The following is a 16,814-nucleotide window of genomic DNA, read 5'->3' on the forward strand; positions in this document are numbered from 1 at the left end:
TTTTTTTGACTTATGACCAAAGTGCAGCTTCTCGAATACCGTTTATCTAGGTTGTGAGAGAAGGGGGCTGACCTGAGCAGTAAGATAGAAAATCGAAAAATAGTTCCCCATATTTTACGATTTTTTAGCTCAGTGCCGAAGGTCACCTTCTCGAACACCGTTTATCTAGGTTATGAAAAAGACGTGCAGCTCCGAGTTTTAAGAAGAAATTCGAAAAAAACAGCTCCTTATCTTTCCTGCAAAAGTCTCTTTCTTCAACAAAAAAATCCCTAGAACCGTAATAATTAAATATTCGGTACTGGGATCGTATTATCCACTCAGTTGTGTAGTCCTTACTTCGTTCTTATTTGCACTAGCTCTTCTTCTGTCATTTGTCGGTATTCTCCAAGAGATAAATCTTCTGGTAGAGGGAATTTTCCCATGCGGATCCGTTTCAAATACGTCACTTCTTTGCCTACTGCTTTGACCATTCGTTTTACTTGATGAAACTTACCTTCATGAAGAATCAACCGAATATGAGAAGTTGCTCTTTCTTGATCAACAGAATCGATGAATAGTTGGGCGGGTAACGTTTGTTCTTCTCCATCAATGATCAATCCTTTAGCAAAAGCTATCACATCTTCACTTGTCATAATTCCTTGGACAACCGCTTCATATTCTTTCTCCACATGTTTTTTCGGAGACAACAATTGATGGGAAAACACGCCATCATTTGTTAGAATCAATAATCCTTCTGTATCTTTATCTAAACGACCGACTGGAAATAAATCTTCCCGATAATCTTCGTCAGATAAGAGATCAATAACCGTTTGATCATAATTGTCTTGTGTTGCTGAAACAACTCCAGCTGGTTTATTTAAAATATAATAGAAGTATCTTTGGTAGTGTAATGACTCACCTAAATATTTGATGCGATCTTCCACTTCATTTACTTGAAATTTGTCACTTTTGATGATTTCATTATTTACGGTAATATTTCCTTTTTTTATCAAACTCTTGACTTCTTTTCGACTTCCTAATCCCACGTCGGCTAAAAATTTATCTAATCGCATGTCTTATCTCCCTTTATCTCGAGAAAATTCAGCTTTCTCACTGCTATTTTATTCTTAAACGATGCCGTAAACGAATCATACTTGTTCCTAATAATTTCTCTGCCAAACGGATTTTTAAAGCAAGGTAAGCGTAGATCGTACCACCCACACCTGCGACTAATACAATCAAAAGAAATGATTGGAATTTACTCTCTTGATTTAAAAACGATCCAAAAATTACTTTTGTTATCCATGAAGCGAGTAGCATAATCATTGTAAGAATAAAAATCAAAAGGGTTCTTCGCCAGACAAACTTTGGATTAAATCGGGCAATTTGATGGATCTTGATCAAAATAAAATAGCAAGAAACGAAAAATCCCATCATGGTCGCAAGCAATGGTCCATATACTTCAAATAAACGAATCGCAGGATATTGTAAAATCAACTTAACAGCAAAACCATAAGCTAAATAGCGAATAGCTGCTTTATTTTCGAACATTCCTTGCAGCATATTGGAAACTAACATATATAAACCTAGGAAAAGCCCAACAAAACTAGCTTGGATCAATACATGACTACCTAGTTGATCCGGTGTATAAAATAATGTATTCAAAGGATAAGCGAGTAACATGACACCAAATGTTGCAGGTAGCATCACGAAAGAAAACAATTGTAAATTTCCACTAGCTAGTTTTGCTAATCCACGGTGATCTTTCAATGTGACTGCTTCGGTGATCAAAGGAAGCCCAGTTGCCGCAATCGATGTGGCTAAAGCAATCACGACCATTGTCAGTTTATCTGGATTGGCACTGAAAATCGAAAACAGATCCAGAAGTTGTGCATTTGAGTATTCTGTTGTTGCTGACATGACTTTAATAAAGGTAAACTGATCGACTAATTTAAATATCGTCACACCTGAACCAACGATAATAAATGGAATGGCTTCTTTGATGGTATCGAGAAGCAATTCTTTCGTCGCAATCTTGACTTGGTTGTCACTATATTGTACGCGAGCAGAAGTATACGCTTGTTGCTTCTTTAAAAAGTAAAGAAGCACAAGGATACTTGCCAACATCCCGATAAATGCAGCAAACGTAGATTGAGTTACTGCTGCTACATAATCACCGGCCATTACTTTCATAATAATGAATGTAGCCAGTAACATGTAAAAGATCCTGACAACTTGTTCAATGATTTGTGATAAAGCATAAGGCATCATTTCCTGATTCCCCTGAAAATACCCCCTGATCACGCTCATACAAGGAAAAATCAAGATCGCCGCACTGAGGGAACGCATCGTTGGGATCAATTCTTCTCCCCCACCTGAAGCTTGAGCTAACCAAGGAGATGCCATGTACATAAGTAGCGCAAATGTCACACCTAGAACAGCCATCATCTGCAACGCACGTACAAATAAGCGGTGAGAAGTACCATATTCATTCAACGAATTGTAACGAGCGGTTTGTTTGGCGATAGCAGCTGGGATCCCAGCTGTTGAAATCAGTAAAAACAGCGCATATATATTGTATCCCATATTAAATAGCCCATTGGCAGCCTTTGCATTTTCACCCATCCAAGCATACCAAGGAATGATATAGACCGCCCCTAGTAAACGAGAAAGGATGTTACTAGCAGTCATCCAAGCAGACCCTCTAGCCATCTTCTCTTGTGCAGTTAAATTTTCTTTTGCTGGTGTTCGTTGATTTTTCATCGTTTAGATTCCAACTTTCTACAGAACATTACTAATATTTTAATTGTAAACAATGAAACTAGCAATCTTTTTTATGTCGTTTTTTTGTAAAGTGTAATTGTGAAAGAAACGTTTTCCCCAGAATACTAAGCTAGTAAAATCAGAAATAACCTTTCTCATTTTTGAGTTTGCCGACTTATGACTGAAGTTTCTTTTTTGAATAGCTTTTATCAAAGAGCTGTGAGAGAAGCTTTTGAACTGAGACGTCAGAAAGAACCATCGAAAATAGCTCTTCATATTTTTGATTTTTTTGACTTATGCCCAAAGTGCAGCTTCTCGAACACCGTTTATCCAGGTTGTGAAAGAAGGAGATTAACATGAGCAGTAAGATAGAAAATCGAAAAATAGTTCCTCATATTTTATGATTTTCTATCTTACTGCTGAAGGTCACTTCCTCGAACACCGTTTAGCGGAGGTTGTAAAAAAGCCGTTCATCACCGAATATTAAGGAGTTGGCTTTTGAGCAACGCTTATCGAAGTTGTGAGAGAAGGGATCTGATCTAAACAGTAAGTAAAAATATCAGAAAATAACCCTCTATCTTTTTTTGATATGTTGGCTTAGTGTCGAAGATCAGCTGATGGAATACCGTTTACCAATGTTGTAAGAGAAACACTTTACACTGAGTAATAAGAAAGAAAAACAGAAAAATTTTTTTAATACTCTTAATTTTTTTGTTTCTTACTAAAGAGTAACTTCTTGAATGCTGTTTATCCAGTTTTCAAGAGATTTGAATCTACTTTTGTTCTAAACTCTTCCTATAAAATTTCAGCTTTGACTCATTGTATTTTTGATGTCATCTGCCTAACTGTTGGTATCGAAGGTAAACTTGTTCTTTTTTCGAAACATCTGAGGCTATCGGTGCTACTAATTTTCGACGTATCTCCTTAAATGATTTTAGTGATTTTTTTTTCATATCAACCTCTGCTTCTTGCTGTTTTTCTTTGAATATTTTTTGAACATCTACCTTAGTTTCCTGAAGGCTTCTTTTAACTCCATTCCAACTTTTTGGTTGATAATTTTCCCATGATTTTTGATATTCTCCAGAAATCCAAGGTGCAGACATTTCTTCTTCTCCCTTAAAGAAATGAACTTTTTCTTTTAATTCTTGCCAGTGACGGTAAACATAACGCAATTCGCTACTGGTTGCATTCCATGCCCCATTAAATTGTTTTTTATTAAGGACAGATTGCATATCTAACTTATCAATTGAAAAATAGATAGAAACATTCGGATTTGTTCTAGCTATATCAATACCAATTTTACAACCTCTCATAACATGAAGATCAAAAAAATGATTTATTTCATTATTTTTAATTAAAGCAACATGTGGACGTGCTGCTACACCATAAGACTCTACTAACGTTGTTCCTTGATAAATCTTTTCCAACCTATTTTTAGGATTTGTTTTCAGGTGGGAACAGAATTCTTTCCATAACGGCAGCCTAGGTTGCTTCTCAGGTAATAGTTTAGTCCACTCACTTAAAAAAAGGTTCCAAAACTCATTGGTCTCAGCCATTTTAGCCCTTACTGTTAAAAATCGTACTAACATATTATTATATGAATCAATCGTATAATCCCCGAGTTCCGCTTCTTTTGAAATGATCAAATCATTCCTTTTGATTTTTTCTCTTTTAAAAGAAATAAATAAATCTTCTCTATCATCGCTGAGTCCATATAATAAAAAAGTCTTTCCAGACAGATTATCCATCACTATCACCTTCACTTTCTGACTTGATTACTCTTAAATTTTGTTGGCTTAATACCGAAGTGTACCTTCTTGAGTCCATTTTTATCAATAAGGTGTAGTATCGTTTAGCATGGAACTAGATAGAGCTTAGAACATAGCTCTTCACGTTTCCACTTGTTATTTCTCCAACTGTTCGTGTGTAAAATTACCTTGCTCTTTTATCAAATTACTTGATGGAGTTGACATGATTGCTTGTTGACGAATCTCTGTAAATGATCTTGGTGACTGCTGCTCTCTGTGATCTTTCAGATATTCATTTACCACTTTCTCTTGTTCTTTAAACATCGGCTGATTAGTTGTAATTGTTTGACGCTCTTGGCTTCTTCGCTTAATTTCATGCCATGGTATATAACGTTTCCATGCTTTTTGATACTCACCAGCAACCCAAGGTGCAGGCACTTCTTCTTTTCCCTTAAAGAAATGAACTTTTTCTTTTAATTCTTGCCAATGACGGTAAACATAACGCAATTCGCTACTGGTTGCATTTAATCTCCCTTCAAATCTTTCTTTATTAAAAACAGATGGCATATCTAACTCATCAATGGAAAAATAAATAGAAACATTAGGATTTGTTCTAGCTATATCAATACCAATTTTGCAGCCTCTCATAATATGAAGATCAAAATCAGTAATTAGTTCTTCATTCCTTTTTAAAATAAAACCTGGGTAATAAGGACCACCATAAATTAATTTTGTGCCTTGATAAATCACCTCTAACCGATTTTTATCATTTTTTTCTAAATGATATAAGTAATCTTGCCATAATGGTAGCTGAGGGATCTTTTGAGGTATTTTCATATACCACTTACTTAGAAATTCTTGCCACCAATGATTTCCTCTAAGTTCATTAACCACTCTTTTTAAGTAATCCGATAATTCCAAGTTATATGCATCAACCGTATAATTCTGTAATCCTCTTTCTTCTGGAATTACGACATCATTCCTCTTGATTTTTCCTTTTTCCAAAGAAATAAATAATTTTTTTCTATCATCACTGAGTCCATATAACAAAATAGTTTTTTCTGAGAGATTATCCATCACTATCACCTTCACTTTCTGACTTCATCACTCTTAAATTTTGTTGACATAATACCGAAGTACAACTTCTTGAGTACTTTTTACCAAGTCGGTGTAGTATCGTTTAGTATTGAGCTAGATAAAACTTAGAACATAGCTCTTCACATTTCCACTTGTTATTTCTCCAACTGTTTGTGTGTAACAGAACCTCGCTCTTTTATCGACTGATTTGATGGAGTCGATATGATTGCTTGCTGACGTATCTCTATAAATGATCTTGGTGACTGCTGCTCTCTGTGATCTTTCAGATATTCATTTACCACTTTCTCTTGTTCTTTAAACATCGGCTGATTAGTTGTTTGATGAGCTTGAAGGTTCCGCTTAATTCCGTGCCAACTTTTTAATTGCAAATTTTCTACCACTTGTTGCTGTTCTCTAGCAACCCAATTCACTGGAAGTTGCATGGACTCCTTAAAAAGATAAGGTTTCTCTACTAATGATTGCCAACATTGGCAAACATAGTTCCATAATACTTTTAACGGCTGACTATACTGATTATTCAGAATTACAGTTGACATTTGCTGACAGCCTTTGAACATGGACTGATCATTTATTTTAGATTCTTGAAAATTGCGTTTAGTCGCATGCCAACTTTTAGGTTGATAGTCTTCCCAGAGTTTTTTATATTCTCCAGCAATCCAGGGTGCAGGCACTTCTTCTTCCCCCATAAAGAAATGAACTTTTTCTTTTAATTCTTGCCAGTGACGATAAATATACCTTAATTCACGATTGGTTGCGTTTAATCCCGAATCGCCTCGTTTTCTATTAAGAACAGATTGCATATTTAACTCATCAATTGAAAAATAGATAAAAACATTCGGATTCGTTCTAGCAATGTCAATACCAATTTTACATCCTCTCATGACATGAAGATCAAAATAAATAAATAATTTTTCATTCTTTTTTAAAATAAAATCTGAATAATAAGATCCACCGTAACACCCTACTAATGTTGTTCCTTGATAAATCTGCTCCAACCGATTTTTATCATTTAGAAATAAATGATATAAGAAATCTGGCCATAACGGTAGTTGGGACATTTTTTTAGGTATTCTCATGAACCACTTATTTAGAAAGTCTTGCCACAAATAATTTTCTCTAAGTTCGTTAACCATTCTTCTTAAGAAATCCGACAACTCCAGGTTATATGAATCAATCATATAATTCTGTAATCTGGCCCCTTTGGGAATGACTATATTATTTCTTTTGACTTTTCCTTCCTTCAAGGAATTAAAAAAAATTTCTCGATCTTCATTGAGCCCATATAATAAAATAATTTTTCCTGAGGAACTATCTATCACTGTCACCATTCCTTAGTAATTTTTTGCCAGCTTTAATTGATAAAATCATCTCCTAACTGATTCAATATTGCTGACAGTTCTCATTATTGTATTAATCCATTGGTCCTTATCAGAATAATTTAGTTGAGCTTTAAAATCTTTTAATTAGTTATCCCCTACTTTCATTTTTTCTCAAGTCGAGTTTAAACCATAAAGTAAAATGATTTTTTCTAATAATATTTTCAAATCATTCACTCCTTTCCTTTCGAATGTGTGGGAACTCTAAATCCCAAATTAAATCTGTGCTATAATAAACCCAATAAAAACAAAGTGAGGGATGATTCAATGCGCTTCTCCTTAGAAGATATCCGCAACTTATTATTGAAAGAAAATCTATTGAAAGAATTTGTTTCACCTAAAGGTTGGCATCTGTATCCGCCAGCTACAGTGGAATTCAGCCAACTGAGCTATGATTCACGTGAGGTAGATGCTCACACACTATTCTTTTGTAAAGGACTTAACTTTAAAGAAGAATATTTAAACTCTGCAATTTCAAACGGACTAGCCTACTATGTTGCTGAAGTTCCTTATGAAAATGAGGCTTGTGGAATCATAGTGACTGATATAAGAAAAGCAATGGCCATTCTTTCCATGGCCTTTTACGATTATCCACAAAATAAATTAAAAGTGATTGGCTTTACCGGAACAAAAGGAAAAACCACTGCTGCCTATTTCACCAAAGCAATTTTAGATCATGCGACAGCGCAAAAAACAGCCTTACTTTCAACGATGAATACTACCCTAGACGGAAAGACTTTTTTTAAATCAAAACTAACCACACCAGAATCACTTGATCTTTATCGAATGATGGCAGAAGCCGTTCAAAATAAGATGACCCATCTTGTCATGGAAGTGTCTTCTCAAGCCTATAAAACACAGCGAGTCTATGGACTAACACTCGATGTTGGGATTTTCTTGAATATTTCTCCAGACCATATCAGTCCGATCGAGCATCCAACATTTGATGATTATTTTTATTGCAAACGTCAATTGATTTTAAATTCCAAAAAAGTCATCCTCAATCATGAAAGTGATTATGCAGATCTACTTATGGAAACAGCTAAAGTTTTTGATATTCCAGCCATTACTTATGGGCGGTCCGAACAAAGTGACATCCAAGTAAAAAGTTCAGCTAAACAGTCGCAAGTATTTCAGCTGATAAACCACCGTCACAGTGATTTAACGATTGAAGCTAATTACGAGATCAAGTTAGCTGGAGGTTTCAATGAGGAAAATGCCACAAGCGCAATTATCGCTGCTGCATTGGTGGGGGCTTCTATTGAGGATGCCCAGCACGGACTAAAAGAAGCTCGAGTTCCTGGACGAATGGATCAATTGACTCATAAAAATGGTGCTCATGTGTATGTGGATTACGCCCACAATTATTTAAGCTTAAAAACACTACTGACATTCGCCAAAAATGAACATCCAAATGGCCGAGTGATTGTTGTATTAGGCAGTCCAGGGAATAAAGCTATTTCACGACGCCAAGACTTTGGACGAGTCCTCTCTGAAACTGCAGATGTCGTCTTCTTGACAGCCGATGATCCAGCTTTTGAAGATCCTCAAAAGATTGCAAAAGAGATCCATTCAGCGATCACAAATCAAGAACTAACTGTCTATTATGAAATGGATCGCCCAACAGCCATTCAGTTGGCACTTTCTGAAAGCCAACCAGAAGATTCTGTTGTCATCGCAGGTAAAGGTGTCGATGCCTATCAAAAAGTTGGCGGTGTGGATGAACCTTATGAAGGCGACTATGATATCGCTAAACGATTGACCACAGAATAGAAATAGAGTACTTCAAAATGAACTCCTTGTTCAATTTTACAGATTGTCGGAGAATTCAAAATAACCTTTTTTATTTTGAGTTTCTTCGATATTTTTTCTGAAATAACTATTTTACCTTCTATATCTTCGATTTTAGTAATAACAAGAGAAATTCTTCCCCCATTTCAGCAAATGGATAATTCACAGTTCTCCTGTATTTGTTTTCCTTTATACTCCTTAACTACCGCCTTTTTAGTAGCAAGTTCTTGCAATGCTTTTAATGATTTTAATTCCTTTGTTTCATTTTCTTGAGTAATCGTCAGTGGACTTTTTTGAAGGATCATTGGTTGCTTTTCATATCGCTTTTCTTTTAACAAGCGGTTCATCCTCTTATCACCATATTCTTGCCAATCCTTGACATATAACCCTTTGATCCAAGGGGCCTCTATTTTTTCATTTAGCAAAAAAAATACGATACTTTCTTTTGCTTCAGACCATCGGCGATAGACATAGCGAAGTTCGACTCCTGTATAACCCGTTTTATATTCTTTTGCTTTAGTCGTAACAATATCCATCTCTAGACCATCTAGTACAAAATAAATCATAATGTTTGGATGATTGATGGCCATATCAATCCCATTTTTACACCCTTGCTTAATAGGATCTTTCATCAGTTTTTCTTGAGTTTTTGACGTGATTTCCAAACAGTGATAGTATTCTTTCCATAATGCTAACTCTTTATTTCCCGATGATACATAGTTGAGCCATTCTTTAGAAAATTGTTGCCAAGCTTCAGGAGAATTAAATCTTTTTTGTTGCTGAGTCATAATATGATAGAATTCTTCATTATAATTATCTATAATATAAGTGCGAAGTCCCTTATTTATTCTACATATCTCCTCTGTGATCTTTATTTCCCCTTCAACAAGTGCATCAAAAAAACAACTTCGTTCCCTTCTTAATCCATATAGTAGAATACTTTTTTCCTCTCCCATGTTTCTCTCCCTAATCATTGCTTTTTATAGTTAGCTAGTTCTTTATTATGATAAAGCACTAGCTAAGTTTTATTCAGAAAATAACCATATAATAATCACCTATCAGTAGATTTTTTTTATGAACCAGATAGTGAATTGTTAGAAGTATTTTTTCTTCGAGTCATTCTACTTTTTTACAAGACTGTAATTGATCTTCCACTCCTTCTTTGAATAAAAATATTTTCCTACGATCATAATCAGTATACGAGTAATTTTCAGATTTTTCGTTCTTCTTTTTCTATGATTTAACATAAATAATACGCACTTGAAACATAACATTTGCTTGATTCGCTTTCACAAAGCTTTTAGACAGATAAAATTTCTATTCAAAAACAGACTCAAACATTGTCCTTCTTGACACTGTCTAAGTCTGTTTTTTCAGTTTTTTAAAATGAAGTGATTGAACAAAATAAAACCATTTAAACAGCTGCTTCGTTGGCTAATTCTGCTGCCTTTTCTTGCTCTTCGGTTAATAATTTGTTGTCGTAGAATTTAATAAATGGTAGCCAGATGACAAATCCCAAGATCGCGCATAACACAGCTAGAACGACTGCCTTCCAATCTCCACCACTGCCGACGAAAGCTCCGATACCGACTGGCGAAGGCCACGGCATTTGCGCTAACATAGGTCTCACGATTTCAAATTTAATTGCAAAGTAAGCTAGTGAAGCACTTGCCATCGGAGCCAAGAAGAAAGGTACTGCCAAATAAGGATTGTAAACGATCGGCATACCGAAAATAATTGGTTCATTGATATTGAAGATCCCAGGAACTAACGATGCTTTACCTAGTACTTTCAATTGATCAGATTTTGCCAAAAATGCAATAAAGATAATCAAACCAAGAGTTGCACCAGATCCTCCTACAGTAACGTAAGAGTTGTTAAATTCTCCAGCTAACGGATAATTTGCTCCTTGTGCGTTAGCAGCCATATTGGCCAATACAATCGGTGTCAGGAATGAAGTAATGATATTCGCTCCATGGATACCCACGATCCATAGTGCATGGATCAAGAAGTAAATGACCATGATTCCAAGCCATGTATTCGTCAATTCCGTAACAAAGCCAAAAGGAATCGCAATCATTTTGAAAATATCTGTTCCCAGTGCTACGAGTACTCCATTAACGATCATCACGACAAAAGCAATGACAAAGGTAGGGATAAGTGCAGTAAAGGAACGAGATACACCTGGGGGCACTACATCTGGCATCTTAATGACCCAATTTCGTTTGACACACATGCAGTACAACTCTACCGCAATGTAGGACATGATAATCGCAGTAAAAATCCCGGAAGTCCCTAATCTTTCTACAAAGGCTCCCATGCGAACACCGCTGATTACTGTTTCAGTATCCGTCATGCTAGAAATCAAACTGATTTTACCATCGGAAATGATCACCTCGGGCACACACATGAAAAAGGCAAAGACGGATAAAAGTGCGCCAGTTAGTGGGTTCACGTTCAATCCTTGTTCGTCTCTTTCAATCGATGTCAATTCATAAGCAAAAACAATAGCAAAATAAATGGATAATATTCCCATCGTCATCGTGTTGATGATCATATATAAGTCACTAACTTTGAAGAATGTTGCATTGAAAAACCCTTCTAAAAATGGAAATGGTAACGGTAGAATATTCAAAACTAAAAACATAGAGCCGACAATCGTAAATGGAATTGAGGCCATTCCGGCTGCCATTACTGCACGAACAATTTTAAACTGTGCAATTTTCCCCATTGGTCCCATCAAATACTTCTGTAAAAAATCAAACATTAGTTACTCCCCTTTCCGTAATGCACCACTTGTTCATATTTTTTGATTCGTTGGTAGTGACGATCTTCGTTCGTATGGATTTTGCTTAAACGACGTTGACAAAACAAACAAATTAAGATGCCGCTTACAACCACAAACAAAGTGAGCGCCTTCCCTTGTTCTCCATTTGCCATAAAAGGAAAGAAGGAGTGATAAAGTGGTGTGAAAATACTCATTACAAGTAACACATTCACTACACCTTGGATCTTAAAATACCAACCTGTCAGTGGTGTTGTATTTTTATGTTTTCGATAAAGGGCTACTTGTTCCCCCACGACTGGCAGTAAAAATACTAGAAATACTAAAGGCAACCAAAAAGCTGGACTTTTTGTCAACAATAACAAGACTAACCAATTTAGATGGACAAAGAAAAAACCAGCTGTTAAATATCGAATAATCAGGTACCGGTTAAAATACATGACTTTTATGCTGAATTCTTTTTTCTCCATCTCTTGCTTTTTTCGTTCAACGTCATTCATCTTTTACACCTCCGTTCCAGTTCCTTTTTGATATAAATAACTCATTTCCTTTGCAACTTCCAACAGAGTCATCGTGGTCATCAGATGATCTTGCGCATGAACCATGATGATCTCCATCTCGATTTTTTGCCCACTGGCGTACTCTTTCAATAAATGAGTTTGCGATTTATGGGCTTCTAGAATTTCTTGATTGGCTTCGTTTAATTTTTCTTCTGCTTCCGCAAATACTTCTTTTCGCATCTTTGAAAATGCCTCGTGGATCATTGTTCTAGCATTTCCACTATGGAAAATAATATCAAAAGCCGTCACTTGTAATTCTTCGCTACTCATTTTCTCCGTCATGAATGTTTTTCTCCCTTCAGTAAATCATTTGGCTAAAATGATCATTAAAATTTTCAAAAGTTGGCTCAGCTAGTATTAGCTGTTGCAAATCAAGCTGATCAATGAATTTTACAATTGCTTTCGTTACTACCGTGATTCCTTCGTTATCAACACAGGACGGAGAGACAAGAAAGACAAAATGGATTTGTTGCTGATTATCCCATGTCATGCCGTCAGGTACAATTCCTACAGCAATTTTTGCATCTGCACCGACTGGGATTACTGGATGTGGCACGACAACCTGTTCACTGAAAATAATTTGCCCCATTTTTTCGCGGCGTCGAATTTGGTGAGTCATCTCTGATGTATAGTTTTCTGCCTCTTCTTTTTGTAAAAGAGCGAGTAAATCAGATAATACTTCTTCTTTCGTAGGCGTATGTTGATAGGCTTTGAACCATCGTTTAGAAACTTGAGCTGTATAACAGTTGAGGCGGTAATCGATCTGAGGTAAATCCTCTTTCGTACGCACAGCATAATTCGGGCTTCGTTCCTCAATTAGTTTGCGGATCTGTTTTACATCTTGCTCATTCAAAAAGACACTCACATGGAGGACAGGAATTTTAAAAAACATCGTAGATAAATCAATGGAAGAAAGAATCAGATCCACCTCTTCCAACACATCCTCATTGATTTCGTAATAACCTAATACATTGGTTACAGCAATATTTTTACCAAATTCACTAAGGACTCGATTTTTCAGCAATTGGGCACTCCCATAACCAGTCGCACAAATAATCAATGCTCTAAGTTTATAATTTGCTTTGGTTTTCTCAATGGCTGCCATCAGATGAAGTGCTAAGTAAGCCCATTCATCTTCATTGATCTGGTAAGTTTCAAGTGAAGGCATACGTCCAAAGTATTTTTTTGTCAGCATAAAAACCTCTGGATTTTCTTTTTTGATTTCTTTTGTCAAGGGATTCTCTAAAGAAATTCCTTGCTCCAGGCGGATCAGCATAGGCGCAAAATGATTGAACAAGCCATTTTTCAATTGATAATCTTCTATTAACGACTCGCCATAAATTTGTGCAAACTGTTGAATGACTGACATCAATTCATTTAATAATTGTTGGTTCTCTTGCTTTTTATCCTGATTTGATTTTGCCATCAGATGTAATGCTAAATAAGCCACTTCTTCTTCTGGAAAGCAAACCCCTAACCCACGTTCAATACGTCGAGCAATATTTTGTGCGACATGATACTCGTTATGGGGCAAGACTTCTCCTGTCATTTCAGGTACTTCAATCGCAAAACCAGCACGCATTCGTTTGATTCCTAAAGCAAGATGTAACGCTAAATTTTGAATAATGAAATCTGAAACTTTCAGCTTTGCTTCTCGAATTTCATCTAAAATAATAATCACTAATTCGTCAAAATTGATTTCTTTAAAGAATTGACTATTTCCTAAATATTCTTTGAATGAGTTCATATATTTCCCACTAAAAAAAGTATCCATGATGACATGACGCTTATCTTGTTCATGTCCTTTTATCCACATCCCTTTTTTATGCTTTGAAATAATTTCTAACGAATAGTTTGCTAATTTCTCTTTGATTTCTTGAAGATCACTGATGAGACTTGAACGACTGATATATAACTCTTCTGCTAGATCATCCATGACAATTGCTGTATCTTCTAGTAATAATTTGTTTAAAATATACTTCTTACGATCTTCAGACTCATAATAATCAGTCTTTTGATCCCCATATTCAACAGTCACTTCTCGTTGTTTCAAAAAGAGAGCAAAAGCTAACTTATTAACAATTTTCAGTTGGTAACCTTGTCCTTGTTTTGCAATGATCTTTCCACCATTTTTTTCTACTTCGGTCTTCAGATTTTTCATGTAATTTCGAATCGTTCGATCAGATAATAACAATTCAGCTGCCAAAAATTGGCTAGTGAGATTCTCCCCTTGATGTTCTATCAATTGTCTCAATAGCTCTTTTTCTGCCTGTTTCATTATCATCTTCCCCTGTTCGTCTATATATTTTCCTCGATTAATTCAGCTAATTTCTGAATCCCCGATGGAATCGGTACATATGCCGGAAAAGGAATACTTACGACTGGCTTATTTACCGTTTTCCCTAGTTTAACAAACTTATCCAAAAACATAGCGGTTTGCGGACTAATCAAAAATAAATCAAAATCACTATTCTTGATTTGTTGATCCCCTTCCGTTGCGGAAACTGCATCAACCATTACATCTTCTCCTTTTTCTTTAAAATATTGTGTTGTTTTTGATGCCATCATGGAAGAAGACATGCCTGCTGCGCAAATAATCAATGCTTTTTTCATTTCTTTCACTCCTGTAAGTTTATTTTTAAGTATTCTCTATCTTTACTATAAAATGTAATCGCTTTCTTTTCAAAATAAGTATTTCCGTATCGTTTAGGAAAAGAATTGTATCGTTCAGTTACTTAGATACTGGGGTGACTAATTCTTATTTTGCTGAGTGAAAACTACCATCCAATCGCTCTTTATTCAAATGTAAAATGAAAGAATCTCGAAAATTAGGATTATTTCCGAGATTCTTTCGCTTATTATTTAGGTGTTGAAGACTGCCATTCGATTTCTTCTAGTTAAATCATTGGGCATTAAAGTTCAACTGCATGTTGTAAATTGGATGGAGCGGATCATTCAAATTGTCAAAATCGAAGTTCTCGCCCACTGTACCAAATAATGAGAAAGAAAATGAACTACTATGACCTGCAATCACGCCTAACTCTCTTCGGTTATTCAGATTATGACCTGAAGAAATCAGCATGACTTCATTGTCATTATAATTGTTCTTGACTCCAAGATCGATTTCTGTTAACTTCTCCGTCTCAGATTTACTAACGACCGAGTTAACTGACACTTTTACGGTGCGATCCGCATTATTCGCAATCTGATAAGTTGGTGAAACAATCCCACCACTTTCTTTACTTTCAGCAAAGGATACTTTAACTGGAATCGTCACATCAATAAATTCAGAAGTATCTTCTAAAATCGTTACTTTGCTTTTTGGTAATTTCTTTTGATTGCCAACTTCATCAGTCAGAGTCACTGTAACATCATGTTCCCCGACAGTTAGATCTGCGAACTGAGTATTATTCTCATAAGCTACCTCTACTTTGATGGCATCTGACAATGTCCAGTTATCGGTTGGATCACCATCTAGATATTGTCGGGGATCAGGTTCTGCCTCTCCTTGAGTGAAAATCAATGGATCTTTTAGTTTTCCTTCAGGAGCAGTCGTATCCTCAATGCGAACCATAGTTGTAAACTTTTGTTTATTCCCAGCTTCATCTTCTGCTGTGACATCCATTGGCCAATAGGCACTGGGATTTGAATTTAATGGTTTCATTTCACTTAGGCTCTTTCCAGAAGTTAGGATGATTTTTTCTGTCTCTGTCCAGTTATCTTCAAGCTTTTCAAACAAAGATCGTAAATCAGCTTGGGTAAAAGTGCCATTTCGATCTGCTTCAAAAACTGTCCAAACTCCTTTGGCTGGTCCTGTTGGTGCTTCTGTATCCACGATTCGGTATTTTACTGGCAGATCCGTGTGGTTGCCTCCCTCGTCAGTCAAACGAATCGCTGCATCAATCACTGTAGCAGATGGCGCAACTCCTGCTATACTCACATCTTTCCCAGAACCATCAACCAAAGTTACTTTGATTTTATCTGATGGGGTAATATTATCGCTTGGCTCACTGGTTAAAAATTGTCTGATTTCTGCTTCTGTCAATTCACCTGTTCGACGGGCTTCTAGATCAACGGTATCGGTGGTCACCGTTCCTGTGGGTCCTTCATCATCAATCAGCTTAAACTTGACATCGTACAATTTCGATTGGTTCTTTGCTTCATCTTCTAAACGGATATATGCCTCGTGTTCTTTATTGACTGACATTTGACTGACATTTAGCAAAGTACCATTACCATCCACTAGATCAATTTTGATATCATCTGGCAAACTCCAGTTATCCTTTAGATCGCCTTCCACAAATTGAAGTAATTCATCTCGAGAAAGATTGCCAGACGAACGTGCTGGAAATTCGATCACCGTATTTTTGACTGTAGCAGTTGGTGCTTGGGTGTCTTTCACTATATACTTTGTATTATGGTACTCTGATACCCCTGAAGTTTTATGTTCCAATGTAACGAGGATATCACCTGTCTCATTTGGTGCCCAAGCCTGAGAAAGAGGATTACTTACTTTGATATATGAATACTCATATTCATCCGGTTTATCTGGCAATTGAGAAAACCAAGATTTTATAGTATCTTGCGAGTATGAGCCTGAACGTTTGGCTTCCACTGTTACTTCATCCTTGATTATTGCTAATGATTTCAGTTTGAATTTTACTTCATACAATTTTGATTGGTTCTTCGCTTCATCCTCTAGACGGATATACGC

12 protein-coding genes and 1 pseudogene are annotated in these 16,814 nt (G+C 36.1%); 1 reads left to right on the forward strand and 12 read right to left on the reverse strand.

Annotation, left to right across the window (positions count from 1 at the left end):
* Window positions 1–332: 332 nt before the first annotated feature.
* From A5844_RS12615 to A5844_RS12635, 5 genes are all read right to left on the reverse strand, one after another.
* Complete coding sequence (locus A5844_RS12615; protein ID WP_086285554.1) at window positions 333–1,052, reverse strand: pseudouridine synthase; 720 nt, start codon at window positions 1,050–1,052, stop codon at window positions 333–335.
* 43 nt (window positions 1,053–1,095) lie between these two features.
* Window positions 1,096–2,742, reverse strand: a complete 1,647-nt coding sequence (locus A5844_RS12620; RefSeq protein WP_086285555.1) for a putative polysaccharide biosynthesis protein — start codon at window positions 2,740–2,742, stop codon at window positions 1,096–1,098.
* An 833-nt stretch (window positions 2,743–3,575) separates the two neighbouring features.
* A complete protein-coding gene (locus A5844_RS12625; protein ID WP_218776177.1) occupies window positions 3,576–4,499 on the reverse strand; it encodes a hypothetical protein in 924 nt (307 codons plus the stop codon).
* 147 nt (window positions 4,500–4,646) lie between these two features.
* On the reverse strand, window positions 4,647–5,567 hold the full coding sequence (locus A5844_RS12630) for a hypothetical protein (RefSeq protein WP_086285557.1): 921 nt from the start codon (window positions 5,565–5,567) through the stop codon (window positions 4,647–4,649).
* A gap of 155 nt (window positions 5,568–5,722) precedes the next feature.
* Window positions 5,723–6,721, reverse strand: coding sequence for a hypothetical protein (locus tag A5844_RS12635; protein WP_143353727.1), 999 nt, complete (start codon window positions 6,719–6,721; stop codon window positions 5,723–5,725).
* A gap of 510 nt (window positions 6,722–7,231) precedes the next feature.
* Here A5844_RS12635 and A5844_RS12640 point away from each other — a divergent pair.
* Window positions 7,232–8,737, forward strand: coding sequence for a UDP-N-acetylmuramoyl-L-alanyl-D-glutamate--L-lysine ligase (locus A5844_RS12640; RefSeq protein ID WP_086285559.1), 1,506 nt, complete (start codon window positions 7,232–7,234; stop codon window positions 8,735–8,737).
* 164 nt (window positions 8,738–8,901) lie between these two features.
* Here the strand turns inward: A5844_RS12640 and A5844_RS12645 are convergent, their stop codons facing one another.
* The 7 genes and pseudogenes from A5844_RS12645 to A5844_RS12675 all read right to left on the reverse strand — a co-directional run.
* Window positions 8,902–9,711, reverse strand: a complete 810-nt coding sequence (locus tag A5844_RS12645) for a hypothetical protein (protein WP_086285560.1) — start codon at window positions 9,709–9,711, stop codon at window positions 8,902–8,904.
* Between the two features lie 458 nt (window positions 9,712–10,169).
* Window positions 10,170–11,522 (reverse strand): PTS cellobiose transporter subunit IIC, encoded by a 1,353-nt coding sequence (gene celB, locus A5844_RS12650; RefSeq protein ID WP_086285561.1) that lies wholly within the window; start codon window positions 11,520–11,522, stop codon window positions 10,170–10,172.
* Window positions 11,522–12,040 carry a hypothetical protein gene (locus A5844_RS12655; RefSeq protein WP_086285562.1) on the reverse strand — a complete coding sequence of 173 codons (519 nt, stop codon included), beginning with the start codon at window positions 12,038–12,040 and terminating at the stop codon, window positions 11,522–11,524. Before A5844_RS12655 ends, celB begins: the two co-directional genes overlap by 1 nt.
* Window positions 12,041–12,043: 3 nt before the next feature.
* Window positions 12,044–12,382, reverse strand: a complete 339-nt coding sequence (locus A5844_RS12660) for a PTS cellobiose transporter subunit IIA (RefSeq protein ID WP_086285563.1) — start codon at window positions 12,380–12,382, stop codon at window positions 12,044–12,046.
* Between the two features lie 16 nt (window positions 12,383–12,398).
* On the reverse strand, window positions 12,399–14,378 hold the full coding sequence (locus A5844_RS12665) for a BglG family transcription antiterminator (protein ID WP_086285564.1): 1,980 nt from the start codon (window positions 14,376–14,378) through the stop codon (window positions 12,399–12,401).
* 20 nt (window positions 14,379–14,398) lie between these two features.
* Complete coding sequence (locus A5844_RS12670; RefSeq protein ID WP_086285565.1) at window positions 14,399–14,713, reverse strand: PTS cellobiose transporter subunit IIB; 315 nt, start codon at window positions 14,711–14,713, stop codon at window positions 14,399–14,401.
* Between the two features lie 289 nt (window positions 14,714–15,002).
* Window positions 15,003–16,814, reverse strand: a pseudogene (locus A5844_RS12675) (YwbE family protein); the annotation flags it as partial.

The organism is Candidatus Enterococcus wittei (assembly GCF_002140175.1).
In the GTDB taxonomy this organism is placed as follows: domain Bacteria; phylum Bacillota; class Bacilli; order Lactobacillales; family Enterococcaceae; genus Enterococcus_B; species Enterococcus_B wittei.

Coding starts and splice junctions, on each gene's coding strand:
- A5844_RS12635 (WP_143353727.1), bottom strand. CDS start 6,721: ATGGTTAACGAACTTAGAGAAAATTATTTGTGGCAAGACTTTCTAAAT.
- A5844_RS12630 (WP_086285557.1), bottom strand. CDS start 5,567: ATGGATAATCTCTCAGAAAAAACTATTTTGTTATATGGACTCAGTGAT.
- A5844_RS12640 (WP_086285559.1), top strand. CDS start 7,232: ATGCGCTTCTCCTTAGAAGATATCCGCAACTTATTATTGAAAGAAAAT.
- A5844_RS12660 (WP_086285563.1), bottom strand. CDS start 12,382: ATGACGGAGAAAATGAGTAGCGAAGAATTACAAGTGACGGCTTTTGAT.
- A5844_RS12645 (WP_086285560.1), bottom strand. CDS start 9,711: ATGGGAGAGGAAAAAAGTATTCTACTATATGGATTAAGAAGGGAACGA.
- A5844_RS12670 (WP_086285565.1), bottom strand. CDS start 14,713: ATGAAAAAAGCATTGATTATTTGCGCAGCAGGCATGTCTTCTTCCATG.
- celB (WP_086285561.1), bottom strand. CDS start 11,522: ATGTTTGATTTTTTACAGAAGTATTTGATGGGACCAATGGGGAAAATT.
- A5844_RS12615 (WP_086285554.1), bottom strand. CDS start 1,052: ATGCGATTAGATAAATTTTTAGCCGACGTGGGATTAGGAAGTCGAAAA.
- A5844_RS12620 (WP_086285555.1), bottom strand. CDS start 2,742: ATGAAAAATCAACGAACACCAGCAAAAGAAAATTTAACTGCACAAGAG.
- A5844_RS12665 (WP_086285564.1), bottom strand. CDS start 14,378: ATGAAACAGGCAGAAAAAGAGCTATTGAGACAATTGATAGAACATCAA.
- A5844_RS12655 (WP_086285562.1), bottom strand. CDS start 12,040: ATGAATGACGTTGAACGAAAAAAGCAAGAGATGGAGAAAAAAGAATTC.